General features: G+C 74.2%; 28 protein-coding genes. 18 read left to right on the top strand and 10 right to left on the bottom strand.

What is annotated here, in order from left to right; all coding sequences use genetic code 11:
* From CHC11_RS42900 to CHC11_RS26405, 5 genes are all read left to right on the top strand, one after another.
* On the top strand, positions 1–105 hold a 105-nt coding region (locus CHC11_RS42900), incomplete at its 5' end, for a Cgl0159 family (beta/alpha)8-fold protein (protein ID WP_425427341.1).
* A gap of 147 nt (positions 106–252) precedes the next feature.
* Positions 253–1,569: an alkaline phosphatase PhoX gene (locus CHC11_RS26420; protein ID WP_089314495.1), complete on the top strand. Its 1,317-nt coding sequence runs from the start codon at positions 253–255 to the stop codon at positions 1,567–1,569.
* Positions 1,570–1,779: 210 nt separating this feature from the next.
* A complete protein-coding gene (locus tag CHC11_RS26415; protein ID WP_089314494.1) occupies positions 1,780–2,199 on the top strand; it encodes a hypothetical protein in 420 nt (139 codons plus the stop codon).
* The gene (locus CHC11_RS26410; protein ID WP_089314493.1) at positions 2,196–2,624 is read left to right on the top strand and encodes an SRPBCC family protein; all 429 of its coding nucleotides are present in this window, start codon (positions 2,196–2,198) and stop codon (positions 2,622–2,624) included. Before CHC11_RS26415 ends, CHC11_RS26410 begins: the two co-directional genes overlap by 4 nt.
* Before the next feature lie 14 nt (positions 2,625–2,638).
* The gene (locus CHC11_RS26405; RefSeq protein WP_089314492.1) at positions 2,639–3,238 is read left to right on the top strand and encodes a DNA-3-methyladenine glycosylase I; all 600 of its coding nucleotides are present in this window, start codon (positions 2,639–2,641) and stop codon (positions 3,236–3,238) included.
* A 162-nt stretch (positions 3,239–3,400) separates the two neighbouring features.
* Here CHC11_RS26405 and CHC11_RS26400 read toward each other — a convergent pair whose 3' ends face one another.
* The 3 genes from CHC11_RS26400 to CHC11_RS26390 form a co-directional block, all read right to left on the bottom strand.
* Entirely contained in the window at positions 3,401–5,968 is a 2,568-nt protein-coding gene (locus tag CHC11_RS26400) for an FtsX-like permease family protein (RefSeq protein WP_089314491.1), read from the bottom strand.
* Between the two features lie 5 nt (positions 5,969–5,973).
* A complete protein-coding gene (locus tag CHC11_RS26395; protein ID WP_089314490.1) occupies positions 5,974–6,738 on the bottom strand; it encodes an ABC transporter ATP-binding protein in 765 nt (254 codons plus the stop codon).
* A 101-nt stretch (positions 6,739–6,839) separates the two neighbouring features.
* The gene (locus CHC11_RS26390) at positions 6,840–7,625 is read right to left on the bottom strand and encodes an enoyl-CoA hydratase-related protein (RefSeq protein ID WP_089314489.1); all 786 of its coding nucleotides are present in this window, start codon (positions 7,623–7,625) and stop codon (positions 6,840–6,842) included.
* Positions 7,626–7,938: 313 nt separating this feature from the next.
* Here CHC11_RS26390 and CHC11_RS26385 point away from each other — a divergent pair, with 313 nt between their 5' ends.
* Together CHC11_RS26385 and CHC11_RS26380 are read left to right on the top strand one after the other, a co-directional pair.
* Positions 7,939–8,106: a DUF3117 domain-containing protein gene (locus CHC11_RS26385; RefSeq protein WP_089314488.1), complete on the top strand. Its 168-nt coding sequence runs from the start codon at positions 7,939–7,941 to the stop codon at positions 8,104–8,106.
* Positions 8,107–8,207: 101 nt separating this feature from the next.
* Positions 8,208–9,677: a leucyl aminopeptidase family protein gene (locus CHC11_RS26380; protein WP_089314487.1), complete on the top strand. Its 1,470-nt coding sequence runs from the start codon at positions 8,208–8,210 to the stop codon at positions 9,675–9,677.
* Positions 9,678–9,702: 25 nt separating this feature from the next.
* Here the strand turns inward: CHC11_RS26380 and CHC11_RS26375 are convergent, their stop codons facing one another.
* Positions 9,703–10,323: a hypothetical protein gene (locus CHC11_RS26375; RefSeq protein WP_245919787.1), complete on the bottom strand. Its 621-nt coding sequence runs from the start codon at positions 10,321–10,323 to the stop codon at positions 9,703–9,705.
* The gene (locus CHC11_RS26370) at positions 10,316–10,975 is read right to left on the bottom strand and encodes an O-methyltransferase (RefSeq protein ID WP_089314486.1); all 660 of its coding nucleotides are present in this window, start codon (positions 10,973–10,975) and stop codon (positions 10,316–10,318) included. The genes CHC11_RS26375 and CHC11_RS26370 overlap by 8 nt, the downstream gene beginning before the upstream one ends.
* 169 nt (positions 10,976–11,144) lie before the next feature.
* On the opposite strand from CHC11_RS26370, the gene sigE reads away from it, so the two are divergent.
* The 5 genes from sigE (at position 11,145) to CHC11_RS26345 (ending at position 16,100) form a co-directional block, all read left to right on the top strand.
* Entirely contained in the window at positions 11,145–11,879 is a 735-nt protein-coding gene (gene sigE, locus CHC11_RS26365; RefSeq protein WP_245919785.1) for an RNA polymerase sigma factor SigE, read from the top strand.
* A 62-nt stretch (positions 11,880–11,941) separates the two neighbouring features.
* On the top strand, positions 11,942–12,592 hold the full coding sequence (locus tag CHC11_RS26360) for an anti-sigma factor family protein (RefSeq protein ID WP_143227328.1): 651 nt from the start codon (positions 11,942–11,944) through the stop codon (positions 12,590–12,592).
* On the top strand, positions 12,589–13,707 hold the full coding sequence (locus CHC11_RS26355) for a MucB/RseB C-terminal domain-containing protein (RefSeq protein WP_089314484.1): 1,119 nt from the start codon (positions 12,589–12,591) through the stop codon (positions 13,705–13,707). Before CHC11_RS26360 ends, CHC11_RS26355 begins: the two co-directional genes overlap by 4 nt.
* 102 nt (positions 13,708–13,809) lie before the next feature.
* On the top strand, positions 13,810–15,615 hold the full coding sequence (locus tag CHC11_RS26350; RefSeq protein WP_089314483.1) for a trypsin-like peptidase domain-containing protein: 1,806 nt from the start codon (positions 13,810–13,812) through the stop codon (positions 15,613–15,615).
* Between the two features lie 131 nt (positions 15,616–15,746).
* Positions 15,747–16,100, top strand: a complete 354-nt coding sequence (locus tag CHC11_RS26345; protein ID WP_089314482.1) for a sec-independent translocase — start codon at positions 15,747–15,749, stop codon at positions 16,098–16,100.
* A 102-nt stretch (positions 16,101–16,202) separates the two neighbouring features.
* Here the strand turns inward: CHC11_RS26345 and CHC11_RS26340 are convergent, their stop codons facing one another.
* The gene (locus tag CHC11_RS26340; protein ID WP_089314481.1) at positions 16,203–17,342 is read right to left on the bottom strand and encodes an Mrp/NBP35 family ATP-binding protein; all 1,140 of its coding nucleotides are present in this window, start codon (positions 17,340–17,342) and stop codon (positions 16,203–16,205) included.
* A 120-nt stretch (positions 17,343–17,462) separates the two neighbouring features.
* Here CHC11_RS26340 and CHC11_RS26335 point away from each other — a divergent pair, with 120 nt between their 5' ends.
* The gene (locus tag CHC11_RS26335; RefSeq protein WP_245919783.1) at positions 17,463–17,915 is read left to right on the top strand and encodes a MarR family winged helix-turn-helix transcriptional regulator; all 453 of its coding nucleotides are present in this window, start codon (positions 17,463–17,465) and stop codon (positions 17,913–17,915) included.
* Here CHC11_RS26335 and CHC11_RS26330 read toward each other — a convergent pair.
* Together CHC11_RS26330 and CHC11_RS26325 are read right to left on the bottom strand one after the other, a co-directional pair.
* Positions 17,912–18,412, bottom strand: a complete 501-nt coding sequence (locus CHC11_RS26330; protein WP_089314480.1) for a DUF1003 domain-containing protein — start codon at positions 18,410–18,412, stop codon at positions 17,912–17,914. The genes CHC11_RS26335 and CHC11_RS26330 overlap by 4 nt on opposite strands.
* A complete protein-coding gene (locus tag CHC11_RS26325; RefSeq protein WP_089314479.1) occupies positions 18,409–19,707 on the bottom strand; it encodes a magnesium transporter MgtE N-terminal domain-containing protein in 1,299 nt (432 codons plus the stop codon). Before CHC11_RS26325 ends, CHC11_RS26330 begins: the two co-directional genes overlap by 4 nt.
* 105 nt (positions 19,708–19,812) lie before the next feature.
* Between CHC11_RS26325 and CHC11_RS26320 the strand changes: the two genes are divergently transcribed.
* Entirely contained in the window at positions 19,813–20,712 is a 900-nt protein-coding gene (locus CHC11_RS26320; RefSeq protein ID WP_089314478.1) for an RNA polymerase sigma-70 factor, read from the top strand.
* A gap of 8 nt (positions 20,713–20,720) precedes the next feature.
* On the opposite strand, the gene CHC11_RS26315 is transcribed toward CHC11_RS26320, so the two are convergent.
* Entirely contained in the window at positions 20,721–21,221 is a 501-nt protein-coding gene (locus CHC11_RS26315; protein ID WP_089314477.1) for a hypothetical protein, read from the bottom strand.
* Positions 21,222–21,260: 39 nt separating this feature from the next.
* On the opposite strand from CHC11_RS26315, the gene CHC11_RS26310 reads away from it, so the two are divergent.
* Together CHC11_RS26310 and CHC11_RS26300 are read left to right on the top strand one after the other, a co-directional pair.
* Positions 21,261–22,199 (top strand): HpcH/HpaI aldolase/citrate lyase family protein, encoded by a 939-nt coding sequence (locus CHC11_RS26310; protein WP_089314476.1) that lies wholly within the window; start codon positions 21,261–21,263, stop codon positions 22,197–22,199.
* A 53-nt stretch (positions 22,200–22,252) separates the two neighbouring features.
* On the top strand, positions 22,253–23,674 hold the full coding sequence (locus CHC11_RS26300; RefSeq protein ID WP_143227327.1) for a CPBP family intramembrane glutamic endopeptidase: 1,422 nt from the start codon (positions 22,253–22,255) through the stop codon (positions 23,672–23,674).
* Here the strand turns inward: CHC11_RS26300 and CHC11_RS26295 are convergent.
* Positions 23,669–24,058, bottom strand: a complete 390-nt coding sequence (locus CHC11_RS26295) for an NUDIX hydrolase (RefSeq protein ID WP_089314473.1) — start codon at positions 24,056–24,058, stop codon at positions 23,669–23,671. The two genes, CHC11_RS26300 and CHC11_RS26295, sit on opposite strands and share 6 nt — an antisense overlap.
* Positions 24,059–24,142: 84 nt before the next feature.
* Here CHC11_RS26295 and CHC11_RS26290 point away from each other — a divergent pair, with 84 nt between their 5' ends.
* Together CHC11_RS26290 and CHC11_RS26285 are read left to right on the top strand one after the other, a co-directional pair.
* On the top strand, positions 24,143–24,787 hold the full coding sequence (locus CHC11_RS26290) for a DUF6758 family protein (protein WP_089314472.1): 645 nt from the start codon (positions 24,143–24,145) through the stop codon (positions 24,785–24,787).
* A gap of 27 nt (positions 24,788–24,814) precedes the next feature.
* Complete coding sequence (locus CHC11_RS26285; protein ID WP_089314471.1) at positions 24,815–25,681, top strand: PHP domain-containing protein; 867 nt, start codon at positions 24,815–24,817, stop codon at positions 25,679–25,681.
* The last annotated feature ends 1 nt before the right edge of the window (position 25,682 follow it).

The following is a 25,682-nucleotide window of genomic DNA, read 5'->3' as shown; positions in this document are numbered from 1 at the left end:
TTGCGGCTGCCCACCGTGCGGGGTCTGGTGGTCGGCCGGTCCCTGCTGTATCCGCCGGACGGCGACGTCGCCGCGGCCGTCGACGCCGCGGTGGAGCTCCTCTGAGGCCGCGCTCCGCCCGCCCGCCGGCACTCGGGGCGCGCGCGGACCAACGTTGTCCTGGGGTTTCTCCTTCCGGCCAGTGATCGTTCATCCGCGGTTCAGGGACGGCGACCAGGCTCCCGCGTGATCCCCTCACGTGAAGGAGTGCCCATGTCCGTGACCCGTCGCGGAGTCGTCAAGGGCGGCGCGGCCGGCGCGCTGTCCATCGCCCTCGCCGGAAGCCTGGACGGAATCTTCCAGACGTCCGCAGGCGCCGAAACAGGGGAGGCCTACGGCTACGGCCCGCTGATCCCCGACCCCAAGGGCGTCCTGGACCTGCCCAAGGGCTTCTCCTACAAGACGCTGTCGGTCGAAGGCGAGCCCGTCTCCGAGGGGGTCGTCGTCCCCGGGCACCACGACGGGATGGCCACCTTCCCCGGCAGCCGCCACGGCCGCACCCGGCTGGTGCGCAACCACGAGCAGAGCAACAACGGCACCCGCGCCGTGGGCCGCCCCGAGTGGACCTACGACCCGGCGGCCAACGGCGGCACCACCACGCTGGAGGTGGACGGCCGGGGCGACCTGCTGTCGCAGTACGTCAGCCTGGCCGGGACGTCCACCAACTGCGCGGGCGGACGGACCCCGTGGGGGACGTGGCTGACCTGCGAGGAGACCGAAGGGTTCGCGGGCGAGACCAAGAGCCACGGCTGGGTGTTCGAGGTCGACCCGAACGGCCGCAGGACCGAGCCCGTCCCGCTCACCGGCCTCGGCCGCTTCGCGCACGAGGCCGTCGCCGTCGACCCCCACACGCTCACCGCGTACCTGACCGAGGACGCCGCCAAGCCGTTCGGGCTCTTCTACCGGTTCCGGCCCCGCGCCCACCACGGCGGCTACCACGCCTACATGTCGGGCGGGAAGCTGGAGGCGCTGAACGTCCGCGGCGTCCCGGACCTGTCGGCCGTCCAGGAGCCCGGGACGCGGCTGCGCGCCGGCTGGGTGGAGGTGCCCGACCCGTCGGCGAAGCAGACGTCGGTCCGCAAGCAGTTCGACACGATCACGCGGAGCCAGAAGCTCGAAGGCGCATGGTGGGGCCACGGCAAGGCCTACTTCGTGTGCAGCTTCTCCAAGAAGGCCGACGGCGGCGCCGCCGACCACGCCGGGCAGGTCTGGACCTACGACCCGCACCGGGGCGAGATCGAGCTGCAGCTGGTCTTCGAGCCGGGCGGGCGCTTCGACGGCCCCGACAACATCACCGTCTCCCCGTACGGCGGCGGCGTGATCCTGGCCGAGGACGGCGACGGCGAGCAGTACCTCATCGGCACCACCCGCCGGAACGAGCCGTTCGCGATGGCCCGCAACGCCCTCAACGGCAGCGAGTTCACCGGCGTGACGTTCTCCCCGGACGGGCGGATCCTGTTCGCCAACCGCCAGTCCGACCCGGGCGCCACGTTCGCGATCACCGGTCCCTGGCACCGCCTGCGCGGCTGACGCCGGCGCGCCGTGTGAGCACGGCGCCCCCCGGAGGCGACGAGCCGCTCCACCCGGCTCGCCGGGGGCGCCGTGCCCGCGTCCGCGGCCCCGCCCGGAGCCGGCGCGGCCGGTGGAAGGACCCCGCGCTCCTGCAACCCCATGCCGCCAAGCGTGGCACGATCAGGGACGGGAAATCGTCTTCCCGATGGGGTGCCGTCAGATCGGAGCGTGCTCGTGGTCGTGGTTCTCGTCCTGGCCGGCGTGGCCGTGCTGGGCGCCGTCGTCGTCCTCGCCATGGGCCGGGGCGGCGAGCTGGCCGAGGCCCATCCCGACTATCCGCCGGTCAGCGTGGACTCCGAGGGGCGGCCCGTCGCCGGCTGGGACGGCTCCCACCTCCGGTTCCCCCGGACTCTGTGGGGGTATCAGCCGCACGTGACGGACGACGCGTTCCACCTCCTCACCGAGGCCCTGTACGAGCGCGACGCCCGCGTGGCGGAACTGGAACGGCAGCTCCACGACGCCCGCAAGCGCGCCGGCGACGCCGAACCGGCCGGCCCGGTCGGGACGCTGCACGGCATTGAGGAGCCCGGCGCCCGGGTGCCGCTCCGCAAGGAGTCCTTCGAGCCGGACGGGGAGGAGAGCCGATGAGCGCGGTCGCGGTCCACGCGGAGGCGGTCTCGGCGGCGCCGCCCGAGCGGCTCTTCGACGTCCTCACCGACTGGCCGCGGCACGCCGAGTGGATGCCGTTCACCCGCGCGGAGGGCGGCGACAAGGTCGGCGACGAGCTGCGGGCGTGGACGGGCGCCGGCCCGGTCGGCTTCCTCGACACCATGGTGATCACCGACTGGCGCGCCGGCCGCCGCGTCGCGGTCCGGCACACCGGCCGGGTGGTGCGCGGCGAGGCGTTCTTCAGCATCGTCCCCGAGGGCTCCGGCAGCCGCATCGTCTGGGCGGAGCGCGTCGACCTGCCGCTCGGCCCCCTCGGCCGCGCCGCCTGGCTGGTCGCGGGGCCGGTCGTGAAGGCGTTCATGACGGTCGGGCTGCGCCGCCTTGCCGTTCTGTCGCACCCATGAGGTAGAACAGGCGCGTGAGCACCGCGATTCTGGGCGAGGACGGGCTGGCGCGCTGCCCGTGGGGGCTGTCGACGCCCGACTACGTCGCCTACCACGATGAGGAATGGGGCCGTCCGGTCCGTGACGACCAGGGCCTTTACGAGCGGCTGTGCCTGGAGGCGTTCCAGTCCGGCCTGTCGTGGCTGACGATCCTGCGCAAGCGCGAGGGCTTCCGCGCCGCGTTCTGCGGCTTCGACCCCGAGAAGGTCGCCGCGTTCGGGCCGGACGACGTCGAGCGCCTGATGGCCGACGCCGCCATCGTCCGCAACCGTGCCAAGATCGAAGCCACGATCGCCAACGCCCGCGCGGCCCTCGACCTGCCCGGCGGCCTCGCCGCCACCGCCTGGCGCCACGCCGACCCCGACTCCCCGTCCTATACCGACATGTCCGACGTTCCCGCCTACACCGACGCCTCGAAGGCCCTCGCCAAGGAGCTGAAGAAGCACGGCTTCCGCTTCGTGGGCCCCACCACCGCCTACGCCCTCATGCAGGCCTGCGGCCTGGTGAACGACCACCTCACCGGCTGCTTTGTTTTTGATGCCGTGTCGGGGTCAGAGGGCCTGCAGGCCCTCTGACCCCGACACGGCCGCCGGCATCGCTCCGGCTCGCCTTGCGGCTCGCTGCGCGATCAGTTCCTCGCAGGCTCGAAACTGGCTTCGCACGCGATCGCGCACCCTGAGGTCGTTGACGGCTGAGGCGATGGCTGAGACGCGTGCGCGCTCGATAGAGCCGAATCCCTAGGTGGGAGACGCAATGGCGACGGCTCTTCTGGCGGGGAGGGCTGAGACCGCGAGGGTGACGGCGGCGGCGCCGATGATGACCGTGGCGAACAGCCACCAGGGGGCGTGCGGGACCAGGAACGAGCTTCCCGTGGCGACGTGCAGCACGGTCACCGTGCCGAGTGCCGTGCCGAGGCCGAGGAGGGTTCCGAGCAGGACGACCGTCGCCGCCTCCCAGCGGACGATCGAGCGGATCTGCGCCGCCGTCGCGCCGACGGCGCCCAGCAGGCCGAACTCGCGGGTCCGCTCGCCGACGTTCATCGACACGGTGGTCGCCATGCCGAACAGGGCGAGGACGAGCGCCATGAGGATGAACCCGTAGATGACGCTCATCCCCTTGGTCATCGCGTCGGACGCCGCCTTCACGTAGCCGGCGCCGTCGACGACCTTGAGGGCCGGCGCGTCCGCGAACGCGCGGGACAGGGCCCGCTCGCCGCCCCCGCGGACGAGCACCACCTGCGCGGCCGCGTCCGGGTCGAGCCGGTCCATCGTCGCGTCGGAGACGAGGGCCTGGTCGGCGAACAGGTGGGACGGGTCGTGGTAGACGGCGGCGACGGTGAGCGCGACCCTGCCGCGGGCGCCGCGCACCACGATCCGCTGCCCCTTCCTGATCTTCTGGCCCTTCATGACCGTGGAGGTGAGGGCGATCTGGCCGTCACCGAGGCGCGGGAGGTGCCCGCCGAGTCTCAGCACCGACGGCATCGCCTCCTGGTCGGCGCCCGTGACGGTGAGGTAGACCGGCTCCGGGGCCTCCTCGGGCGACGGCCGCCGGGGCGGGGGAGAGACGAGCTTGACCTCCGACATCGTGAGCGCCGCCGCGGCGGACACGCCGGGCACGGCGGCGGCCTTGCGGGCCGCGTCGCGGGGGAGGGGCGCCTGCCCGTTCGAGGTCATCCCGGTCCCGGTGATCGCGTGGTCGGCCCGCAGCACCTCCCGCCCCGCCGTGTCGAACCGCGCGTCCACCGACAGGACGATCAGCGCCGTCGAGGCGACCAGCGCCACGCCGAGCATGAGGGAGGACGCCGCCGACGACACCCGGCGCGGGCTGCGGGTGATGGTGGCGCGGGCGAGCCGCCCGGCCTCACCGCTCACGGCCGTCCCGATGCGGCCGACCAGGCCGCCGAGGGGGCCGACGAAGAACGGGGCGAGGACGGCGAGCGCCGCCACCGTCGTCATGGAGCCCAGCAGGACCATCACGCAGGTGCCGACGGTGCGTTCGGGGCCGGGGGGCTCCTCGGAGCGGATCCCGAAGACGGCCCCGAAGAAGATCCAGGCGCAGGCGAACACCGCCAGGGCGCCGAGGAGGCGCGGCCAGCGGCGGCCCGCCGTCTCGGTGCTCGCGGTCCGCAGCGCCTGCATCGGGGAGATCTTCGCGGCGCGCCGCGCGGCGCGCCGGGCCGCGAGCTGGGTGACGAGCACGCCGGCCGCGGCGGGGAAGGTGAGCGCGGCCCAGCCGTACTGGGCGTCGGCGGCGGAGATGTCGAAGCCGTCCTTGGCGAACAGGTGGGTGAGCAGGGCCGACACCGGGAAGCCGACCGCCACGCCGCCCGCGGAGGCGACGAGGCCGAGGGCGAGGGCCTCGAACCGGATCAGCCGCCTGATCTGCCGGGGCGTCGCGCCGATCGCGCTGAGCAGCGCCAGCTGCCGCGTCCGCTGCCGGACGAGCGTGCCGAACGTGTTGGCGACGACGAACAGCCCCACGAACACCGCGACGGACGAGAGCATGCCGATGGCGCCGCCGATCGCCGCCCCGGCGCCCTGCAGGTCGGCCGACTGCGCGTGCCGGACCTCCGCCGCCGTCCGGACGGTGACGCCCTTCCCGAGGTCGCGCGCGAGGGCCGCGCGGAGCCCGGACACCGATCCGCCCGACGCCTTGACCCAGACGCTCTGCCATGTGCCCGCCGGAAGGCCCGCCGCCTGCGCGACGGTGCCGGGGGGCGCCAGCAGCAGATCGCCGCTCGCGACGGCGCCGTGCCCCTGCACGGTGACGATGCCGACGATCTTCATGTCCCGGCCCTGCCTCGGCAGCAGCACCTTCAGGGTGTCGCCGACGTCGAGCCCGCCCGCGCGGGCGACGTGCCGGGTGACGGCGACCTCGCCGTCGGCGGCGGGCGCGCGGCCCGACTCCAGGCGGTAGGGGTTGAGGCGGCCGTCGGGCGTCCACGGCCGCAGCGCCGTCCCCGCCCCGGCGGGCGGCAGGATCGGCTCGCCGTCCGAACCGCTCGCGGTCACCGGGACCGTCGCGTCGCCCGCGACCGCCGCGACGCCGGGACGTCCCGCCACGGCGCCGAGCGCGACCCGGCCCTCCGGCGGGGAGTACGGGTCGTCGGGGTCGGCGGAACCGCCCTGGACGAGCACGTCGGCGGAGGAGTACTCGCTGGCGTCGGTGCCCGACACCGCTTCCTGCGCCCGCAGCGTGAACTGCAGGGCGCCCGCGATCAGTCCGATGGAGAACACCGCCGCCAGCAGCGTGGCGGCCAGCCGCGTCCAGCTTTCGGCGAAGGATCGGCGCGCGATGAGCCACATGGCGGTCAGCCCTCCATCCGGCGCATGACGGCGTGGACGCCGTCGATCGTCGGCGCGGGCAGCTCGTGCACGATCACCCCGTCGGCCAGGAACAGCACCCGGTCGGCGTGCGCGGCGGCCGCCGGATCGTGCGTCACCATGATCACCGTCTGCCGGTAGGCGTCCACCGCGCGGCGCAGGAAGCCCAGCACCTCGGCGCCCGACCGGGAGTCGAGGTTGCCGGTGGGCTCGTCGGCGAACAGCACCTCCGGCCGGGTCAGCAGGGCCCGCGCCACCGCGACCCGCTGCTGCTGCCCGCCCGACAGCTCGCTCGGCCGGTGCGTCAGCCGCTCCCGCAGCCCGAGCGCGTCCACGATCGTGTCGAACCACTCCCGGTCGGCGCGCCGGTTCCCCAGGCGCCCGGTCAGCCGGATGTTCTCCTCCGCCGTCAGCATCGGCAGCAGGTTGAACGACTGGAACACGAACCCGAGCCGGTCGCGGCGCAGCTTCGTCAGCCGGGTCCGCGACAGCCGGGTGATGTCCACGTCGCCGATCATGATCGAGCCGGACGTCACGGTGTCGAGCCCGGCCATGCAGTGCAGGAAGGTCGACTTGCCCGAGCCGGACGGCCCCATGATCGCGGTGAACCGGCCCCGGGGGAAGGCCGCCGAGACGCCGCGCAGCGCGGTCACCTCGTTCTCACCCGCCCCGAAGGACCTGACGATGTCGCGCGCGACGGCGACATGGTCGTGGACCTGCCCGGCGAGTGATGCGGCGGCTGTCTGCGTCATGCCGTCCAGCTAACCGCCGGGCGCCCACCGCCCGCATTGACGCGGGCTCCCCACTTCGTACGGGGGAAGCCCCTACCTCCGCCCCCGGGGGAGCCCGAGGGCTAACCGCCCTGGAAGACGGGCTGCCGCTTGTTCAGGAACGCCTCGGTCGCGTTGCGGTGGTCGCTCGTCTTCTCGCACTCGTCCTGGAGCTCGGCCTCGCGTTCGAGCGCGGACGCCAGGTCGTGCGTCGCCGCGTGGTCGAGCGCCGCCTTCACCGCGCCGTAGGAGACCGTCGGGCCGGACGCGAGGCGGCGTGCCAGCTCCACCGACGCCGGGGCCAGCTCGTCGGTCGGGACGACCCGCGTCACCAGCCCCATCTCCAGAGCCTCCGGGGCCTTCACCGGCTCGCCCAGCAGCAGCAGTTCGGCGGCCTTGGCGCGGCCGACGAGGCGCTGCAGCGTCCAGGACATGCCGCTGTCGGGGGCCAGGCCGATCCCGGTGAACGCGGTCGCGAACCGGGCCTTGTCGGACGCGACGACCAGGTCGCACGCGAACGCCAGCGACGCGCCCGCTCCCGCCGCCACGCCGTTCACCGCCGCCACGACCGGCTTGCGCATGCCCGCGATCGCCAGCACGATCGGGTTGTAGTGCCTGCGGACGGTGCCGTCCAGGCCGCGGCCCGCGGCGAGGTTGTCGGCGTGCTCGCGCAGGTCCTGGCCCGCGCAGAACGCCCGTCCCGCGCCCGTCAGGACGACCGCGCGGACGGCCGGGTCGGCGGCGGCCCGCACCACCGCCGCGCGCAGGGCCTCCTTCATCTCGACGGTCAGCGAGTTCATCCCGTCGGGACGGTTGAGTGTGATTGTCCCCACTGCTTCGGTGACGTCGTAAAGCACGGTCTCAGACATCGTCGTCCTCTCGGTCGTCGGTAGATCTTCCCAGGCAACCTTCGGCGAACACCGCCGCCCCGGGCAAGGGAGGTCCCGCCCGGTGCGGCGGTCCGGGGCCGGGGGACGGGCGTTCCGCCCCGCCGATCCGGCCGCCCGGCGCGGCCCGCGACCTGCGTCCACGGGCCCCGGCTGCCGATCTGGAGGCTGATCGTTACCACTTCGCGCCCGGAAGACGAGATAATGGACCACTACTGATGACGCGGATGCGACACGCGGCCACGCGGCCAGAGGTGTGCGAGGCCGCGGCCCTACTTAGGAAGGGGATGCACGCATGGCGGCGATGAAGCCGCGGACGGGAGACGGTCCGCTCGAAGTGACCAAGGAGGGACGCGGGATCGTCATGCGAGTCCCCCTCGAAGGCGGCGGCCGCCTCGTGGTCGAGCTCTCCGCCGACGAGGCCAAGGAGCTCGGCGAGGCCATCAAGGGCGTCGTGGGCTGACGGCCCCGGCCCTCCCGGGCCTGCTGGTGACGGTCCCGGCGACGACGCCGGGGCCCTTGCCATTTCCGGAACCGCTCAGCCGATCAGGGGGAACCACCGCCATGCCCATCGAGACCCGCATCCACGGCGCCGGCGGCACCGTGTCGCAGACCGCGGTCGACCTCGGGGCCGAGGTGGTGGCGGTGCCCGTCCGGTCCGGTCCCGCCGCCCCGGCGGCGGAGGTGGCGGCATCCCTCCCCTTCACGCTGGACGAGCTGCTCGCTCTGCACCAGGCCAAGGGCGAGCCCGGAGAGATCGTCGCCACGCAGGTCCGCGTCGGCGACCGGGTCCGGGAACTGCTGCTCTACGGCGTGGGCGAGGCGGCCCCGGCCGACCTGCGCAGGGCCGGCGCCGCGCTGGCCCGCCGCAGCAGGGGGCGCACGGCGCTCGTCGCGGGCGTCCCGGACGGCGACCTCGCCGCCTTCGTCGAGGGCGCGCTGCTCGCCTCCTACGCGTTCAGGATCGGCGCCGCCCCGCCGAAGAAGGCGCTCGGCACCCTCGCCGTGCTGACCGAGGCCGGCCCCGAGTCCGACGCCCCCGCGATCGAGCTCGGCACCGCCCGGGCCCGGGCCACCGCGCTCGCCCGCGACCTCGCCAACACCCCGTCCCGCGAGAAGGACCCGTCCTGGCTCGCCGCCCAGGCCGAGCGCGTCGCCGGCGAGTCCGGCCTCACCGTCCGCGTGCGCGGCGAGAAGGAGCTGGTCGACGAGGGGTTCGGCGGCCTGGTGGCCGTCGGGGGCGGCTCGGCCCGCCCGCCCCGGCTGATCGAGCTCTCCTACGACCCCGGAGACGCCGGCGGGTCCTCTCCTCGCCATGTCGTCCTGGTCGGCAAGGGCATCACGTTCGACAGCGGCGGCCTGTCGCTGAAGCCCAACGAGGGCATGAAGACGATGAAGACCGACATGGCGGGCGGCGGCGTCGTCATCGCCGTGATGAGCGCGCTGCGGTCCCTCGGCGTCCGCGCCCGCGTCACCGGTCTGGTCGCCGCGGCGGAGAACATGCCGTCCGGGTCGGCGATGCGCCCCGGCGACGTGATCACCCACTACGGCGGGACGACGTCGGAGGTGCTGAACACCGACGCCGAGGGACGGCTCGTCCTCGCCGACGCGCTCGCCTACGCCGACGCCCGGCTCGCCCCCGACGCGGTGGTGGACCTCGCCACGCTGACCGGCGCCGCCAAGGTCGCGCTCGGCCTCAAGCACGCCGCCCTGTTCGCCAACGACGACGCCCTCGCCGGGGAGCTCACCCGGGCCGGGGCGGCCGCGGGCGAGCCCGTGTGGCGGCTCCCGCTCGTGGAGGACTACCGCGCCGCGATCGACTCCGACGTCGCCGACATCAACAACATCGGCCGCGGCGGCTACGGCGGCGGCTCGATCACGGCGGCGCTGTTCCTGCGCGAGTTCGTCGGCGAGCGGCCCTGGGCGCACCTCGACATCGCCGGACCCGGCCGCTCCACCTCCGAGGACGCCGAGATCACCCGTGGCGCCACCGGCTACGGCGCCCGCCTCCTGCTGGACTGGCTGACGGCCTGACCGGGCCGCCCGGTCCCGCGGCCGGTCACTTGTTCCGGCGGTCGATCACCGGGACGCGGCGGTGCCGCCTGGCCTGCTTGACGATCTCCGGGAGCGTCGCGTCCCAGCCCGGCTCGACCGCGAAGCACCACGGGACGGCCGCCGCCGTGGCGGGCACGTCCCGCATCGTGAGCGCCACCAGCGGCGCCCGCTCGGACGTGCGCGCCATCTCCGCCAGTTCCGGGGTCGGCAGGAAGACCAGGTAGTCCTGTTCGCCGCGGCGGGTGCCGCCGACGCCGCGCCGCAGCGCCGTGATCGCGGCCACCTCGTCCCAGGGCAGCGTCCGCCCGGACCGGCGCGGCAGCGGCCATCGCGCGGGGCGCCGCACCCCGCCGCCGTCGAACTCCAGCACGGGCCGCCGCGACAGCATGGCCCCGGCCGACGCCAGCAGGCCCGCCCCGAACAGGCCGAGCCCCACGACCCCGAGCACCATGACCACGGCGCTGCCGGCGCCCGCGCCGCGCATCACGCCGCCCGCGAGGAACGCCACCGACGCCATCAGGAGGATCACGAACGCGGCCAGCCGCCACACCCCGCGCCACGTGACCCGCACCCGGACCGCGAACGCCTCCGGGGCGGCCCGGTCGCGCTCGACGTCCTCAGTCACGCCTGACGGCGCAGAGCAGGCCGTCGCCCACCGGGATCAGCAGCGGGACGAGCCGGTCGTCCTCGCGGATCATGCGGTGCACCTCGCGGATCGCCTCGGTGTCGGGGTCGCGCCGGTCGGGGTCGGCGACCCGGTCGTGCCAGAGGGCGTTGTCGAACGCGACGACGCCGCCCGGCCGCAGCAGGCGCAGCGCGTCCACCAGGTACTCGGGGTACTCCCGCTTCGCCGCGTCGCAGAACACCATGTCGTAGGCGCCGTCGGTCAGGCGCGGCAGCACCTCCAGCGCCGGGCCGATGATCATCCGGGTGCGGAAGCCGGACAGGCCCGCCTCCCGGTACGCCTGCTTGGCCAGCCGCTGGTGCTCCGGCTCGATGTCGACGCTGGTCAGCACCGCGTCCTTCGGCATGCCGCGCATCAGGTAGACGCCGGACACGCCGCAGCCCGAGCCGACCTCCACGACCGTCCGCGCGCCGATCAGCGTGGTGATGAAGCGCAGCGCCGCGCCCCCGGCCGGGCCGATCGGCACGGCGCCGACCTCCTGGCCGCGACGCCTGGCGTTCTGGAGCGGCTCGTCCTCGGGGAGGAAATCCTCCACATAGGCCCGGGTGGCCTCAATGGCGTCGATGGCTGCCTCCTCGTGGGACCCCCGCATGGCTCATGCTGGGAAGACCATATCGTTGCAGGGGAACCAACTGGCGTTTCAGTGCGTTGTCACCAACACAGGCAAGCACCGAGCCGGTAACAGAACCGCCCCAGCCCAGGCGAGACCGTGCCGTTCCAAGGCGAGACCTTGGCTCACAAGAGAGGAACAGCCCGGCACCATGGGAGTCGCAGCACTCAGTTTCAGAAGCGCTGTTGGGGTCGGCGCCCGGCAGGGTCTGGGAAACGCCGCTCGCACCCGCGAGAACGCACCCGAGGCAGAATGGGCGCCGCCGTCCTGGGACGAGGTCGTCCGCGAGCACTCCGCCCGCGTCTATCGGCTGGCCTACCGCCTGACCGGCAACCAGCACGACGCCGAGGACCTCACGCAGGAGGTCTTCGTCCGCGTGTTCCGCTCGCTGTCGAACTACACGCCGGGCACGTTCGAGGGCTGGCTGCACCGGATCACCACGAACCTGTTCCTCGACATGGCCCGGCGCCGCCAGCGCATCCGCTTCGAGGGACTCGCCGACGACGCCGCGGAACGCCTCCAGGGCCGTGAGCCGACCCCGGCGCAGGCGTTCGACGACAACAACTTCGACGCCGACGTCCAGGCCGCGCTCGACGCGCTGGCCCCCGACTACCGCGCCGCCGTCGTGCTGTGCGACATCGAGGGGCTGTCCTACGAGGAGATCTCCGCGACTCTCGGCGTCAAGCTCGGCACCGTGCGCAGCCGCATCCACCGGGGGCGGGCACAGTTGCGTACGGCGCTGGAGCACCGCGCGCCCACCCGGCGCCGGCCCGGGACCAGGAACGACTACCAGGCCGCCTTCGCGGGCGATGACGCCGCCTTCGCGGGCGAGCCCGGGGGAGCGCACGCGGCGAGCGGTGTCCGACCGCTGCCGGAGGGCGTGTAAAGCTGTGCACCGCGCGCGGGGCGGGACCGCGCGCCTGACCGAACGGAATCGACGGAGGCGGCGTGAGTTGTCTGGGGGAGCGTCTGACCGCGCTGGTCGACGGTGAGCTGGGAGACGAGGAGCGCGAGCGCGCCCACGCCCATCTCGCGGGATGCGCCGGCTGCCGGGAAGAGGCCGACCAGCTGCGCAGACTCAAGGGACGGCTGCGGGGCCTGTCGGAGCTGCCGGCGACCGACGGCACCGGCGACCTTCCGTCTCCCGACTTCCTGAGCCGGCTGCGCACCCTGCCCGGCGTCTCCGGCCTCCCCGACGCGCCCGCGGACCCTGACGCGACATCCGTTCCCGGCGTCTCGCCGAGATCCGCCGTTCCGCACGCGGGCTCGCGTCCCCGGCACACCTCCCGGCCCTTTCGATCATCGGCCCGCCCCGTCAGGCCGCCGCACGCCGCCCGCCCGCGCGACAACCGCCCGGCCGGGCACACCGCCGCGATCCGCGTCCAGCCGCGGCGCCGCTACCTCGTGGTCGGCGCCGCCACCCTCTTCCTCGGCCTCGGTACCGCCTCCTACGTGGCGGGCGGGCGCCAGGACACCCCCGCCGTGACGCCCGCCTTCGACCGGTTCGCGGTCGAGCACGCGCTCACGTCCGGCGACGCGCCGATGACCGACCCGCTCACCGACCCGGTCAACCAGGTCCAGGTCTCCCCGGGGCCGTGAGGCGGGCGGCCCAGACGGGGCGGTGCCGACGCCACGCCGTCCTGGCCGGCGGGCTCGCGGGCGCCCTCGCGCTGGCCGGGGCGCTCACCGGTGATCCCGCGCCCGTACGCCGTGCCCGCACCGACCCGGACGCCCTCGGGCTGCTGCGCGCCGCCGCCGACGCCGCCCGCCGCGTCCCCTACGAGGGCCGGCGGTACCTCACCACGCGCGGCGGCGGCCGGGCCGCCACCTCCCGCGTCGTCGTGTCGCACACGCCGGGCGCGGGCATCCGGTACCGGTCCGGGCCGACCGGTGAGGGGTACCGGTCCGAGTCCTCCGCGGGGGACACCACCGGCTTCACGCCCGCGACGCTGGCGCTGCTGACCCGCAACTACGCGGTGGTGCGCGCCGCGGACGCGTCGATCTGCGGCCGCCCCGCCCGCGTGGTCGAGGCGCGCCGCGCCGACGGCAGCCCCGCCGGGCGCTTCTGGATCGACCGGGACACCGGCCTGATGCTGCACCGCGAGTTGATCGACGCCGTCGGCCGTCCCGTGGTCAGCACCGGCTTCACCGAGATCAGCTTCACCGCCTCGCCCGTCGAGTCCTCGCCCCTCAGCCGCCCGCTCGGCGGCCCGTCGCGCTTCCCTGGGGCGAGCGCGGGCAGCCCCGTGGAGTCCACCGGCGCCCGCGCCGCCGCGGGCGCGTGGGGCGGGAAGCTGGACCGCGCCGACCTCGCCGGCCTGCGCGGCAGCGGCTGGCCCGTCCCCCAGGACCTGCCGGGACGGCTCACCCTCTACGAGGCCCGCCGCGAGCGCGGCGGCGGTGCCCTGCACCTCAGCTACTCCGACGGCCTCGCGGCGGTCTCGGTGTTCGTGCAGCGCGGCGGCCTCGACGAACGCGGCATGGCGGGCTGGCAGAAGACCGTCCGCCGGGGCCGGACGGTGTACCGCCGCGAATCCCTGAGGCGGTGGGCGGTGTCCGGAGGGAACGGCTACGTCTACACCGTCGTGACGGACGCTCCGCAGAGCACGGCCACGGCGGTGGCGCTGAACATGCCGCGCGACTCCGCGCCGGTCTGGACGCGCCTCTCCCGCGGCGCCCGCCGCCTGGCCTCGGCGGCGAATCCGTTCGATTGACCCGAGATGTGGGTATTGGCGGCGAGTCTTATGCTCGCCACATGCCGTGCCGGGCAGCATGAGCACCGATAACGAGGACCATGCTCGGTAGGAGAGATGGGGATGACGGAAGACAACCGCGGCCCGGTCAGGGCGCCGTCGGAGGACGACGACGTCGTCCCCGGTCAGGAGCCTGAGCGGCAGGAGGCGGCGGCTCCTCCCGAGACGGTGACCGACCAGGGGATCCCCGTGGAGCAGCCGGCGGACGAGCCCGAGGACGATCCCGAGCCCGGATCCGCCCGCGCCGAGAACGGCGCCGCACCAGAGCCCGAGGACGGGCGCGACGCCGGCGAGGAGGGCGACCGCCTGGTGGCCGGGGGGTTCGCGCCGCCGGACTCGCTCGGCGGACCGCCCGACACCAGCGAGGACGTGCTCTCCCGGGCCGCCGCGGACATTCCGCAGGAGGTGCCGCTGCAGGACGTCCCGCCGCGCGACATGCCGCAGCCCCCGCCGCCCGTCCCGCTCGACAAGCCGCCCGTGGAGGCGCCCGACGACCGGATGCGGCCCGGGTTCGTCCCGCACCACCAGGACCCGAGGGCCGCGCAGGCAGGCCCGTACGGGGGCTGGCCGCAGCACTCCCACCAGGGCCCGCCGCCGCCCGCCCCCGGCCGCCCGCCGATGGGCCCGCCGCCCGCGCCGCCCGGACCGCCGCCGCCCGGCGGACCGGGGCCGCGCCCGATGGCCGGGTACGGGATGCCGCCCGGCGGCACCGGGCCCAACTGGGCGCCCGTCCCGGCGCCCCCCTCGTCGTCGCGCGGCGGGCCGGGCCTCGGGCTCCTCGCCGTCGTCGCGCTGATCGTCGCGCTGGTGGCCGGGGCCGTCGGCGCCGGGATCGGCGTGATCGCCACCGGCGGCGACGACGACGGCGGCTCGGTGAGCCTCGGCGGCAGCAACAGCAGCGACACCAAGGTGCAGAGCCGCCCGCCGGACTCGGTCGCGGGCGTCGCGCAGCGGGCGCTGCCGAGCGTCGTGATGATCCGCGTGCAGTCCGGGCAGGGCGAGATCGGCGGCACCGGCTTCATCGTCAACGGCGGCTACGTCATCACCAACAACCACGTCGCCTCCGGCGGGGGCGGCGGCGGTGGCGGCCAGATCCAGATCGTCTTCAACGACAAGAAGACGCTGCCCGCCACGATCAAGGGCGCCGACCCGAGCTCGGACGTCGCGGTGCTGAAGCCCGAGGGCCAGCACTCGCTGCCCCCGCTGCCGGTCGGCGACTCCAGCGCCATCGCCGTCGGCGACCCGGTGATCGCGATCGGCTCGCCGCTCGGCCTGCAGGGCTCGGTCACCACCGGCATCGTCAGCTCGCTCAACCGCGCCGTGCCCACGCAGGGCGAGGGCGGCGCCGACGCGTCCTACCTCAACGCCATCCAGACCGACGCCGCGATCAACCCGGGCAACTCGGGCGGGCCGCTGGTGGACGCCAAGGGCCGCGTGATCGGCATCAACACCGCGATCGCGACGCTCGGCGGCCAGTCGCTCGGCGGGGAGCAGCAGAGCGGCAGCATCGGGCTCGGCTTCGCGATCCCGATCAACCAGGGCAAGCGGATCGCCGAAGAGATCATCCGCTCCGGCACCGTCAAGCAGGCCAAGCTCGGCGTGCTGCCCGACCCCCGCTACCAGGAGGGCGGCGCCCGGATCATGCCGCAGCCGGTCAACGGGCAGGACCCGGTGACCAAGGGCGGCCCGGCGGACAAGGCGGGCCTCAAGCCCGGCGACGTGATCACCAAGGTCGACGACAAGCCGATCGAGGACGCCACCGACCTGATCGCGCAGATCCGCAGCCGGGCGCCGGGCGACCGCGTCACCCTCACCTACCAGCGGGGCGGCAAGGAGACCACCGCCCAGGTGACCCTGGGCTCCGACTAGGGCAGTGATGTCCAAGTCCGGTTCATCCGGGCTGGGGATACGCTGGGGGGACCGGCCCGTCTCTGGGCCGGTCCCCTTCGGGTTGCGTGCAGCCGGCCGCGCGAGCGGCCGGCCGTGGTGTGGAGGACGGGTTGTTCGACGTCGGACTCGGTGAGATGGCGGTACTCGTCGTCCTCGCCCTGGTCATCTTCGGCGACAAGCTGCCGCAGGTCGCCGGGCAGGCCGGCCGGATGCTGCGGCAGTTCCGCGAGATGGCCAACAGCGCCAAGGCCGACCTCCAGGAAGGTCTCGGCCCCGAGTTCCAGGACTTCGACCTCAACGACCTCAACCCGAAGACGTTCGTCCGCAAGCACCTGTTCGAGGACGACGACACCTACCTGAAGAACGACGCGGGCCTCTTCGACGACGAGCCCTCGTACGCGACGGCGGGCGCCACCGGCCTCGACCCGAGCGAGAAGCCGCCCTTCGACAGCGAGGCGACCTGAGCCTCCGCCGCGCCGCCCGTCGGGGCCGCGGCGGCCTCGCGGCGCCTCCACCGGCCGCACCGGTCGGAGCGCCCGCCCGGGGAGGCCCCGGGCGGGCGGCGGTCAGCGGCCCTTGGGGCTGATGCCGAGGGACATGCCGGCGAGGCCGCGGCTGCGACCCGCGATCTTGTCGGCGATGGTGCGCAGCTCCTTGGCGGCCCCGGAGTCGGGGTCGGAGAGCACCAGCGGGACGCCGTTGTCGCCGCCCTCGCGCAGGCGCGGGTCGATCTGCACCTGGCCGAGCATGGGGACGCGGGTCCCGAGCGTCTTCGTCAGCGCCTCCGCGACCGTCCGGCCGCCGCCCTCGCCGAAGATGTGCTGCTGCTCACCGCAGTGCGGGCACGACAGGTAGGACATGTTCTCGATCACACCGACGACCTGCTGGTGGGTCTGCGCGGCGATCGCGCCCGCCCGCTCGGCCACCTCGGCGGCGGCCTGCTGCGGGGTGGTGACGACGAGGATCTCCGCGGACGGCAGCAGCTGCGCGACGGAGATCGCGATGTCGCCGGTGCCGGGCGGCAGGTCCATCAGCAGGATGTCGAGGTCGCCCCAGTACACGTCCGCGAGGAACTGCTGCAGGGCGCGGTGCAGCATCGGCCCCCGCCACACCACCGGCTGGTTCCCGGCGGTGAACATGCCGACCGAGATCACCTTCACGTCGTGCGCGGTCGGCGGCATGATCATGTCTTCGACCTTGGTGGGCGGGGTGTCCACGCCCAGCATCCGCGGCACCGAGTGGCCGTAGATGTCGGCGTCCACGACCCCGACCTTGCGGCCCTGGGCGGCCAGCGCGGCCGCGAGGTTCACCGTCACCGACGACTTGCCGACGCCGCCCTTGCCGCTCGCCACCGCGTAGACCTTGGTCAGCGAGTTCGGCTGGGCGAACGGGATCTCCTTGGCGGCCTGCCCGCCGCGCAGCTTGGTCTGCAGGTCCTTGCGCTGCTCCTCGCTCATCACGTCGAGGTCGACGCGCACCGAGGACACCCCGTCGAGCTGGGACACGGCCTCCGTGACGTTCCTGGTGATGGTGTCCTTCATCGGACACCCGGACACGGTCAGGTAGACGCCGACGCGGACGGCGCCGTCCGCGTCGATGTCGATGCTCTTGACCATGTCGAGCTCGGTGATGGGCTTGCGGATCTCGGGATCGAGCACCGTGGCGAGAGCCGCGTTCACCCGCTCGGTCGTCAGAAGGGAGGCCATGCGTCCATGGTATGAACCGACGCGCCAACCTGCTAATCAGGGTGTCGGTCCTCACACGCGCCGTACACGCGGCCTGCCCCGTCCATCGCGCGGGCGGCCCGCCCGTCCTACCATCGGTCCGTGACCACCGACCTCGCCTCGGCCGCCGCCGAGCTGATCGTGTGGCGGACCATGCTGCGCGCCCAGGCGCAGATCTCCCGCCGGCTGCAGGCCGACCTGACGGCCCGCCACGACCTCGCGCTCGGCTCCTACGAGGTGCTCGTGCACCTCGGCGAGGCGCCGGACGGGCGGCTGCGGATGAACGACCTCGCCGACCGCGTGCTGCTGTCGCGCAGCGGCCTGACGCGGCTGGTCGACCGGCTGCAGGGGGACGGGCTGGTGGACAGGCAGTCCTGCGCGAGCGACGCGCGCGGGCTTTTCGCCGTCCTGACCGCCGCGGGCCGGGCCCGGCTCGCCGAGGCCGCCCCCACCTACCGGCAGGGCGTCCGCGACCACATCCTGAGCCGCCTGGACGAGCCGGACCTGCGCACCCTCGGCCACATCCTGAACAAGCTCGCCGACGAGGGGGCCTAGGGGACGGGCTTCTTGGCGTCCATGTCCCTGAGCATCTGCTGGAGCTCCGAGCGCACGAAGTCGCGGGTGGCGACCTCGCTCAGCGCGACCCGCAGCCCCGCGATCTCGCGGGTGAGGTACTCGGTGTCGGCGATGCTGCGGTCGTTGCGCGACCGGTCCTGCTCGTACTGGACGCGGTCCCGGTCGTCCTGCCGGTTCTGAGCGAGCAGGATCAGCGGCGCCGCGTAGGACGCCTGCAGCGACAGCATCAGCGTCAGGAAGATGAACGGGTACGGGTCGAACCGCAGTGATACCGGCGCCGCCACGTTCCACACGAGCCACACCGCGACGAACACGGTCATGTAGACGATGAAGCGGGCCGTCCCCAGGAACCGCGCGATCTGCTCCGACACCCGCCCGAACGACTCGGGGTCGTAGTAGAGGCGGCGCGGCAGCAGCGTCCGGCGCAGCTCCCTCGGCTGGTCGAGGCGCGCGGTGATCTCGCGTGTCGTCGTCATGTGGTCCCCCGCAGAGCCTCTTCCTCGGGATCGGCGGACTCCTCGGAGGCCGCGTCCATCGCGGCCTCCCGCCAGTCCTCGGGCAGCAGATGGTCGAGGACGTCGTCGATCGTCACCGAGCCCAGCAGGTGCCCGTTCTCGTCCACGACGGCGCCCGCGACCAGGTTGTAGGTGGCCAGGAACATCGCGACCGTCTCCAGCGACATGGTGGGGCGCAGCGGGTCCAGCGCCGAGTCGACGATCCCGCTGACCAGCGTCGGCGGCGGCTCGCGCAGCAGCTTCTGGAAGTGCACCGTGCCGAGGTAGCGGCCGGTCGGCGTCATCGCCGGCGGGCGGCACACGTACACCTGCGCGGCCAGCGCCGGGTTCAGGTCGGGGCGGCGGATCAGCGCGAGCGCCTCGGCCACCGTCGCGTCCGGCGGGACGATCACCGGGTCGGTCGTCATCAGCCCGCCCGCCGAGTGGTCGGGATAGGTGAGCAGCCGCCGGACGGGGGCCGCGTCGCGCGGCTCCATCAGCGTCAGCAGCTGCTCGCGCTGCTCGGTCGGCAGGTCGCCGAGCAGGTCCGCGGCGTCGTCGGGGCCCATCGCCTCCAGCACGTCGGCGGCGCGTTCCACGCCGAGCTTGCCGAGGATCTCGATCTGGTCGTCCTCGGGCAGTTCCTCCAGGACGTCGGCGAGCCGCTCGTCGTCCAGCGCGACCGCGACCTCGGTGCGCCGCTTCTCCGACAGCTCGTGCACGATGTTGGCGAGGTCGGCGGCCTTCATCCGCTCGAACGCGGCGATCAGCCCGGCCGCGCCCTGCCCGAGCTCGACGGCGGAGAACCCCTCGACGACGTCCCAGTCCACGATCCTGCTCTCGCCGCGCTTGCGCAGGCCCCGGCCCGTGGTGCGGCGGACGGCGATCTTCGTGACGAGCCAGTCGCGGGTGCGGGTCGGCTCCATCGCGACGTCCACGACGGAGACGGCGTCGCCGGTGTCGCGGAACCGGACGGTCCGGTCCAGCATCTCGGCGATCACCAGCGTCTCGGACCCGCGCTTCTGGAAGCGGCGCACGTTCAGCCGCCCGTCGAAGACGACCGCGTCCGCCTCGATCACTGTGACCCGGGTGATCGGCAGGAACACCGCGCGCCGCGTCGCCACCTCGACCACCAGCCCGAGCACCCGCGGCGCCCGGGGCGCGAGGCGCAGCGCGACCACGACGTCGCGGACCCGGCCGACCTGGTCTCCCACCGGGTCGAACACCGCGACGCCCGCGAGCCGGGCGAGGAACACCCGTGACGGAGCACCGCTCATGGCCTGGACACTACCCGTGATCTCCCGGCTGATCCGGACGGGTACGTCACATCCGGGCGCGACCCGGAGTCCACGGGCGAAAGGGACGTGAAAGGGTGGAGAACCGTGAGCGATGCTTTCGCAGAGCCTTTCGAGCAGCACCGCAACCTGCTGTTCGCGGTGGCCTACCGGATGCTCGGCACGGCGGCCGACGCCGAGGACGCCGTCCAGGACGCCTGGCTGCGCTGGTCGGCGGGCGACCGGTCCGGCGTGGCCGACCCCAGGGCCTACCTCGTCCGGATCACCACCAACGTCGCGCTCGACCGGCTGCGCTCGGCGCAGGCCCGGCGCGAGACCTACGTCGGGCCGTGGCTGCCCGAGCCGATGCTGACCTCCCCGGACGTCGCCGAGGACGCCGAGCTCTCGGAGTCGGTGTCGATGGCGATGCTCGTCGTCCTGGAGACGCTGAGCCCACTCGAACGCGCCGTGTTCGTGCTGAAGGAGGTCTTCGGCTACCCCTTCGCCGAGATCGCCCGGGCGCTGGACCGCTCCGAGGCGTCGGTCCGCCAGCTCGGCACCCGCGCCCGCAAGCACGTGGAGGCGCGGCGCCCCCGCTTCGAGACCGCCGGCGCCGAGCGCCGCGCCGCGACCGAGCGGTTCTTCGAGGCGGTCGTCGGCGGCGACATCAACCGGCTCATGGAGGTCCTCGCGCCCGAGGTCGCGCTGTGGTCCGACGGCGGCGGCAAGGTCCGGGCGCCCCGCCGGGCGATCTTCGGAGCGGAGAAGGTGGCGCGCTTCTTCGCCGGCATCGGCGGGCAGCCCTACCAGGGCATCGACCCGGCCGACATGCGCGTCCTGCGCGTCGAGCTCAACGGCGGGCCGGCCGTCATCGTGGACGGCCCGAACGGGCCGATCAGCGCCATCACCGCCGACGTCGACGCGGACGGCCGGGTCCAGGCCATCCACCTGGTGGCCAACCCGGACAAGCTCCGCGCCCTCGCGGAGGGGCGCCACCTGCCGATGTGAGGGCGGGGCTACCGGTCCGCGCGCCGGCGCCTGCCGCCGTACAGGCGCGGCGGCGGGCCGGCGGTCGTCGCGGGCGTCGGCACCGGCCGGACGGTCGCGTACTCCCCGCCCGCCTCGACGACCACGTCGGCCGGGGTGAGCCGGACGATCCACGACTCCCCGGCCCACGCCTCCACCTGGCCCTCGTGGGACCGGGCGTTCAGCCGCTCCTTGGCGAGGACCGGCGCCACCTCGTCCCACAGCGGCGAGCCCGGCTCGACCTGCTCGGCGTCGGCGACGAAGGTCAGGAGCCGCCCGCCCTTGTCCTTGCTGCGCAAGATCACCGTCACCTGCGCGGCCTCCGGCAGCCCCGGGAGCGGCTGCTCGCCCTCCCCGCCGGTCAGCACGTACGCCGATCCGTCATGCCACACGTGCCAGGCGGCGCGCGGCTGGGGCAGGCCGGGCAGGTCCAGCCACAGCAGCCCCGACTTCTTGGCCGCCTCCTCCAGCAGTGCCCTGTTCAGACCCATGACCCGAGGGTCTCACACCGCTGGATAGCATCCGGGGCCATGCGCTCACGACGTACCACCCTCGCGGTCCCGGGCAGCAACCCCCGCTTCATCGAGAAGGCGCAGGGGCTGCCCGCCGACGAGGTCTTCCTCGACCTGGAGGACGCCGTAGCGCCGTCGGCCAAGGAGGGCGCCCGCGCGACCGTGGTCGCCGCGCTCAACGACGGCGACTGGGCGGGCAGGACGCGGGTGGTGCGCGTCAACGACCTGGACACCCGGTGGGCCTACCGGGACGTGATCGAGGTCGTCGAGGGCGCGGGCGCCAACCTCGACGCGGTCATGCTGCCGAAGGTGGCGGACGCCTCCCACGTCCAGTGGCTCGACCGGCTGCTCACCCAGATCGAGCGGGCGACGGGCCTGCCCGCGGGCCGCATCGGCATCGAGGCGCAGATCGAGGACGCCCGCGGCATGGTCAACGTCGACGCGATCGCCGCGTCCTCGCCCCGGCTGGAGGCCCTCGTCCTCGGGCCCGGCGACCTCATGGCGTCGATCAACATGAAGACCCTCGTCGTCGGCGAGCAGCCGCCCGGCTACACCGAGGGCGACGCCTACCACTACATCCTCATGCGGATCCTGATGGCGGCCCGCGCCCACGGCCTCCAGGCGATCGACGGCCCCTACTTCAACGTCCGCGACGTGGAGGCATTCACCCGCGTCGCCGAGCGCTCCGCCGCCCTCGGCTTCGACGGCAAGTGGGTGCTGCACCCGTCCCAGATCGAGGCGGGCAACGCCGTGTTCTCCCCGTCCCAGGACGACTACGACCGCGCCGAGCTGATCCTGGACGCCTACGAGCACTCGCTCGGCGAGGGCCGCGGCGCCGCCCGCCTCGGCGACGAGATGATCGACGAGGCGTCCCGCAAGATGGCGCTCGTCATCGCCGCCAAGGGCCGCGCCGCGGGGATGACGCGGGAGAAGCGCTTCGATCCGTCCGGGAACTGAAGGCCCCGTACGATTCGTCCCACTACACGAGATCTACCAGGAGGGGTCACCACGTGGCAGGACCAGGGGACGGCGACGGCTGGGCGCCCCTAGACCCCGATCTGGGACGCGAGCCGCAGCGGTCCGGTCCTCAGCCGATGCCGGAGGGCGAGCCGCCGCCGCCCGCCGCCGCCCGCCCGCCGGACCCGCCCCGGCCTCACGACGCCGCGCAGCCGTACGGCCCCGGGCAGCCCCACGGCGCTCAGCAGGCTTACGGCGCTCAGCAGCCCTACGGCGGTCAGCAGCCCTACGGCCCCGGGCAGCCCTATGGCCCCGGGCAGCCGTACGGCCCCGGCGGGCTGCAGGGGCAGGGGTACACGCCCGGGATGCCGCACTGGGGCGGGGCGCCGGGGCAGCCGCCGGGCGCTCACCACCCGGGCCCCTACGGGCCCGGGTACGGGATCCAGGCGGTCAAGCGGCCCTGGACGGTGGAGACGCCCGAGGCGGCCCCGTTCCACCGGCTGGCGCGCAACGAGGTGCACCGGTGGTGGCGCCCGCTGGCGGGGACCTTCGGGATCGCCGCCCTGGGGATGGCCCTGGCCATCGGGCTGATGATCGTGGGCATCATCGTCCGGGTGGTGGCCACGGGCGAGGCCCCCGACACCTCCGGGACGGACACGGACGCGATCTTCGGCGACCAGACGGCCGACCTGGCCTACAACCTCGGGGCGCTGGCGCTGTTCCTGCCGGTCTCGCTGGCCGCGGCGTGGGTCGTCCAGCGGCGGCGGCCGGGCACGCTCTCCTCGGTCGCGGGGCGGCTGCGCTGGCGCTGGCTCCTCGCCTGCTCGGGCCTGGCGATCCTGTTCTGCGCCGTGTCCTACGGGTCGTCGATCGCCGCCTCGGCCACGATCGACGACCAGTCGGGCGGCGATGAGCACTGGGTCGGGTGGGGGCGGTTCCTCGCCCCGGCGATCGTCATCATCCTGCTGGTGCCCCTCCAGTCGGCCGCGGAGGAGTACGCCTTCCGCGGCTGGATGCTCCAGGCCGTGGGCGCGTGCACCCTGGAGAACGCCAGGAACCGCGTCGGGCGCGTCCTCAGCGTCGTGTTCCGCACGCCGTGGCCGGCGATCGTCGTGGGCTCGGCCCTGTTCACGGCCGGGCACGGCTACACGGGCTGGGGGATCCTCGACATCTTCGCGTTCGGCGCGATCGCGGCGTGGCTCGCGGTGCGGACGGGCGGGCTGGAGTCCGGCATCGCCATGCACGTGTTCAACAACCTGATGGCGTTCCTCGGGCCCGCGGCGATCGGACAGCTCGACATCGAGCAGGGGAGCGTCCCCTGGCAGATCGTCGCGGCGGACATCGTCCCGATGCTTCTCTACGCGGCCGCCGTCGCGTGGCTGGCGCGGCGGATGCGGGTCCAGACCGTCACGGCGGGCCCGGGGAACGACGACGTGCCGGTCGCCGCGGAGACGGCGCCGGCGCACGCCTCATAGAAGGCCCCAGCCGGTGAGGGCGTCGCGGAGGCCGGGGGTCGTCGGGAGGCCGTCGAGATCGTCCGGGGGCACCCAGCGCACGTCCGACGCGTCGTCGCCCGCGCGGAGCGTCCCGCCCGCCACGGTGGCCGTGTAGTCGTGGATCTCGTAGACGACGCCGCCGGGGCCGGGGCGCTCCACGGTCCCGGCCAGGGCGCCGACGCGGACGTCCAGACCGGTCTCCTCCTTCAGTTCGCGAGCGACCGCCGTCGAATCGTCCTCGCCGGGTTCGACCCGCCCGCCCGGGATCGACCACAGGCCGGCGCCCGGCGGGCGCCCGCGCCTGACCAGCAGGAACCGCCCCTGGCCGTCCCGCACGATCCCGCCCACGCAGCGCACTCGCATGACCCCATCTTGTCGCCACTTTCCAGAGCGGCGACCCCGGTGCCCCTTGACGGGGCGTGACGTCGCCGCGCAGGGTGGTTACTCATGAGGGCGGAGCCCACATGCCCGCGCTGCGCGGGCCCGCTGAGCGCGCCGGGCCTCTGGTCCAGTGACTGGAGCTGCGGCGTGCACGGTGCCGTACTGCCGAGGCAGCCGTCCAACCGTCCCGGCCCCGAGGGGCTGGCCGTCGTCCTGCGGGACGCGAGGGTCCCCGTCTGGACGCCCTGGCCGCTTCCCTCGGCCTGGCTCGTCACGGGCTTCACCACCGTCGGGGACGACCGCTCGGGCGCCCGCGCGACCGCCGTCGCGGTATCGGGGCCGGGGCTGCTGCACGGCCCCGCCGACATGGTCCTGGTCGCCGAGGAGCCGGGCATCGGCTTCGGCGCCCACTACGCGGGGCTCGCGGGCCCCGATCCCGGCACCGACTTCAACGGCGGCCCGCCGCACGTGAAGCTGGATGTCGGCGGCCCAGCGACCTGCGGGCAGACGGTGCCGATGTGGGCGGTCGGCGACCGCCCCGACCGCGCCGCCTACGTCGGCGAGGCGATGGGGAACTGGCTGTGGGCGGTGCTGTGGCCCGCCGACGCCGGGGTGCTCATGGTGGAGCGCCTCACCCTGCTCGACCTCCGCGAGCCGGGCATGGACCTCGACCTCCCCTACGGCGCGTACAGCCCCCGCCTCGACGGCTGAGCGGCGCCCCGTTGGTATGAAGGGGCCATGCGGATCGATCTGCACTGTCACAGCGACGCGTCCGACGGAACCCGGCCCCCGGCGGAGGTCGTCCGCCGGGCGCGCGAGAACGGCGTGGACGTCGTCGCGCTCACCGACCACGACACCGTCGCCGGCTGGGACGAGGCCGCCGCGTCCCTCCCGGACGGACTGGCGCTCGTCCCCGGCATCGAGCTGTCGTGCAAGGAGGACGACCGGAGCCTGCACCTGCTCGGCTACCTGTTCGACCCGGGCGAGCCGGTGCTGGCCGCCGAGCTGGCCCGGATCCGCGACGACCGGGTGATCAGGGCGCGCGGCATGGTGGAGCGGCTGAACGAGCTCGGCGCCGGCGTCACGTGGGGCATGGTCCGCGCGCTGGCCACGGGCGAGGCGGTCGGGCGTCCGCACATCGCGCGCGCCATGGTGGAGGCGGGCGTGATCGAGACGGCGGACGAGGCGTTCACGCCCCGGTGGATCGCGCAGGACGGCCGCGCCTACGTCGAGCGGTACGCGCTCGATGCGGAGCGGGCGGTCGGACTCGTCCGCGCGGCCGGGGGAGTGTGCGTCCTGGCGCACCCCCGGGCCCGCCGCCGGGGGTACGTGTTCGGCGACGAGGTGATCGAGAGGCTCGCCGCCGCCGGGCTCGCGGGGGTCGAGGCCGACCACCCCGACCACGCCCCCGAGGACCGCGCCCGCCTGCGCGACCTGGCCGCCTCGCTCGGCCTAGCCGCGACCGGCTCCAGCGACGACCACGGCGCGTTCACCGGCGACCGGATCGGCGCCGAGACCACCGCGCCGGACGCCTTCGAGACGCTCCGCGCGGCCGCCACCGGCGGTGATCTCCGTCTGCCCGACCGGCCCGGCGAATCGCGGTAGG

The sequence above is a fragment of the Actinomadura mexicana genome, assembly GCF_900188105.1.
GTDB classification, from domain to species: Bacteria; Actinomycetota; Actinomycetes; order Streptosporangiales; family Streptosporangiaceae; genus Spirillospora; species Spirillospora mexicana.
Note: the sequence above shows the minus strand (reverse complement) of the source record. Positions and strands in the feature narration are given on the sequence as shown.

Bases quoted from the DNA above. Each gene is read 5' to 3' on its own strand.
- CHC11_RS26400 (WP_089314491.1), bottom strand. From the start codon at position 5,968: ATGTGGCTCATCGCGCGCCGATCCTTCGCCGAAAGCTGGACGCGGCTG.
- CHC11_RS26315 (WP_089314477.1), bottom strand. From the start codon at position 21,221: ATGGGTCTGAACAGGGCACTGCTGGAGGAGGCGGCCAAGAAGTCGGGG.
- CHC11_RS26390 (WP_089314489.1), bottom strand. From the start codon at position 7,625: ATGTCTGAGACCGTGCTTTACGACGTCACCGAAGCAGTGGGGACAATC.
- CHC11_RS26350 (WP_089314483.1), top strand. From the start codon at position 13,810: ATGACGGAAGACAACCGCGGCCCGGTCAGGGCGCCGTCGGAGGACGAC.
- CHC11_RS26385 (WP_089314488.1), top strand. From the start codon at position 7,939: ATGGCGGCGATGAAGCCGCGGACGGGAGACGGTCCGCTCGAAGTGACC.
- CHC11_RS26285 (WP_089314471.1), top strand. From the start codon at position 24,815: ATGCGGATCGATCTGCACTGTCACAGCGACGCGTCCGACGGAACCCGG.
- CHC11_RS26325 (WP_089314479.1), bottom strand. From the start codon at position 19,707: ATGAGCGGTGCTCCGTCACGGGTGTTCCTCGCCCGGCTCGCGGGCGTC.
- CHC11_RS26295 (WP_089314473.1), bottom strand. From the start codon at position 24,058: ATGCGAGTGCGCTGCGTGGGCGGGATCGTGCGGGACGGCCAGGGGCGG.
- CHC11_RS26290 (WP_089314472.1), top strand. From the start codon at position 24,143: ATGAGGGCGGAGCCCACATGCCCGCGCTGCGCGGGCCCGCTGAGCGCG.
- CHC11_RS26370 (WP_089314486.1), bottom strand. From the start codon at position 10,975: ATGCGGGGGTCCCACGAGGAGGCAGCCATCGACGCCATTGAGGCCACC.
- CHC11_RS26340 (WP_089314481.1), bottom strand. From the start codon at position 17,342: ATGGCCTCCCTTCTGACGACCGAGCGGGTGAACGCGGCTCTCGCCACG.
- sigE (WP_245919785.1), top strand. From the start codon at position 11,145: ATGGGAGTCGCAGCACTCAGTTTCAGAAGCGCTGTTGGGGTCGGCGCC.
- CHC11_RS26380 (WP_089314487.1), top strand. From the start codon at position 8,208: ATGCCCATCGAGACCCGCATCCACGGCGCCGGCGGCACCGTGTCGCAG.
- CHC11_RS26420 (WP_089314495.1), top strand. From the start codon at position 253: ATGTCCGTGACCCGTCGCGGAGTCGTCAAGGGCGGCGCGGCCGGCGCG.
- CHC11_RS26310 (WP_089314476.1), top strand. From the start codon at position 21,261: ATGCGCTCACGACGTACCACCCTCGCGGTCCCGGGCAGCAACCCCCGC.
- CHC11_RS26330 (WP_089314480.1), bottom strand. From the start codon at position 18,412: ATGACGACGACACGCGAGATCACCGCGCGCCTCGACCAGCCGAGGGAG.
- CHC11_RS26395 (WP_089314490.1), bottom strand. From the start codon at position 6,738: ATGACGCAGACAGCCGCCGCATCACTCGCCGGGCAGGTCCACGACCAT.
- CHC11_RS26410 (WP_089314493.1), top strand. From the start codon at position 2,196: ATGAGCGCGGTCGCGGTCCACGCGGAGGCGGTCTCGGCGGCGCCGCCC.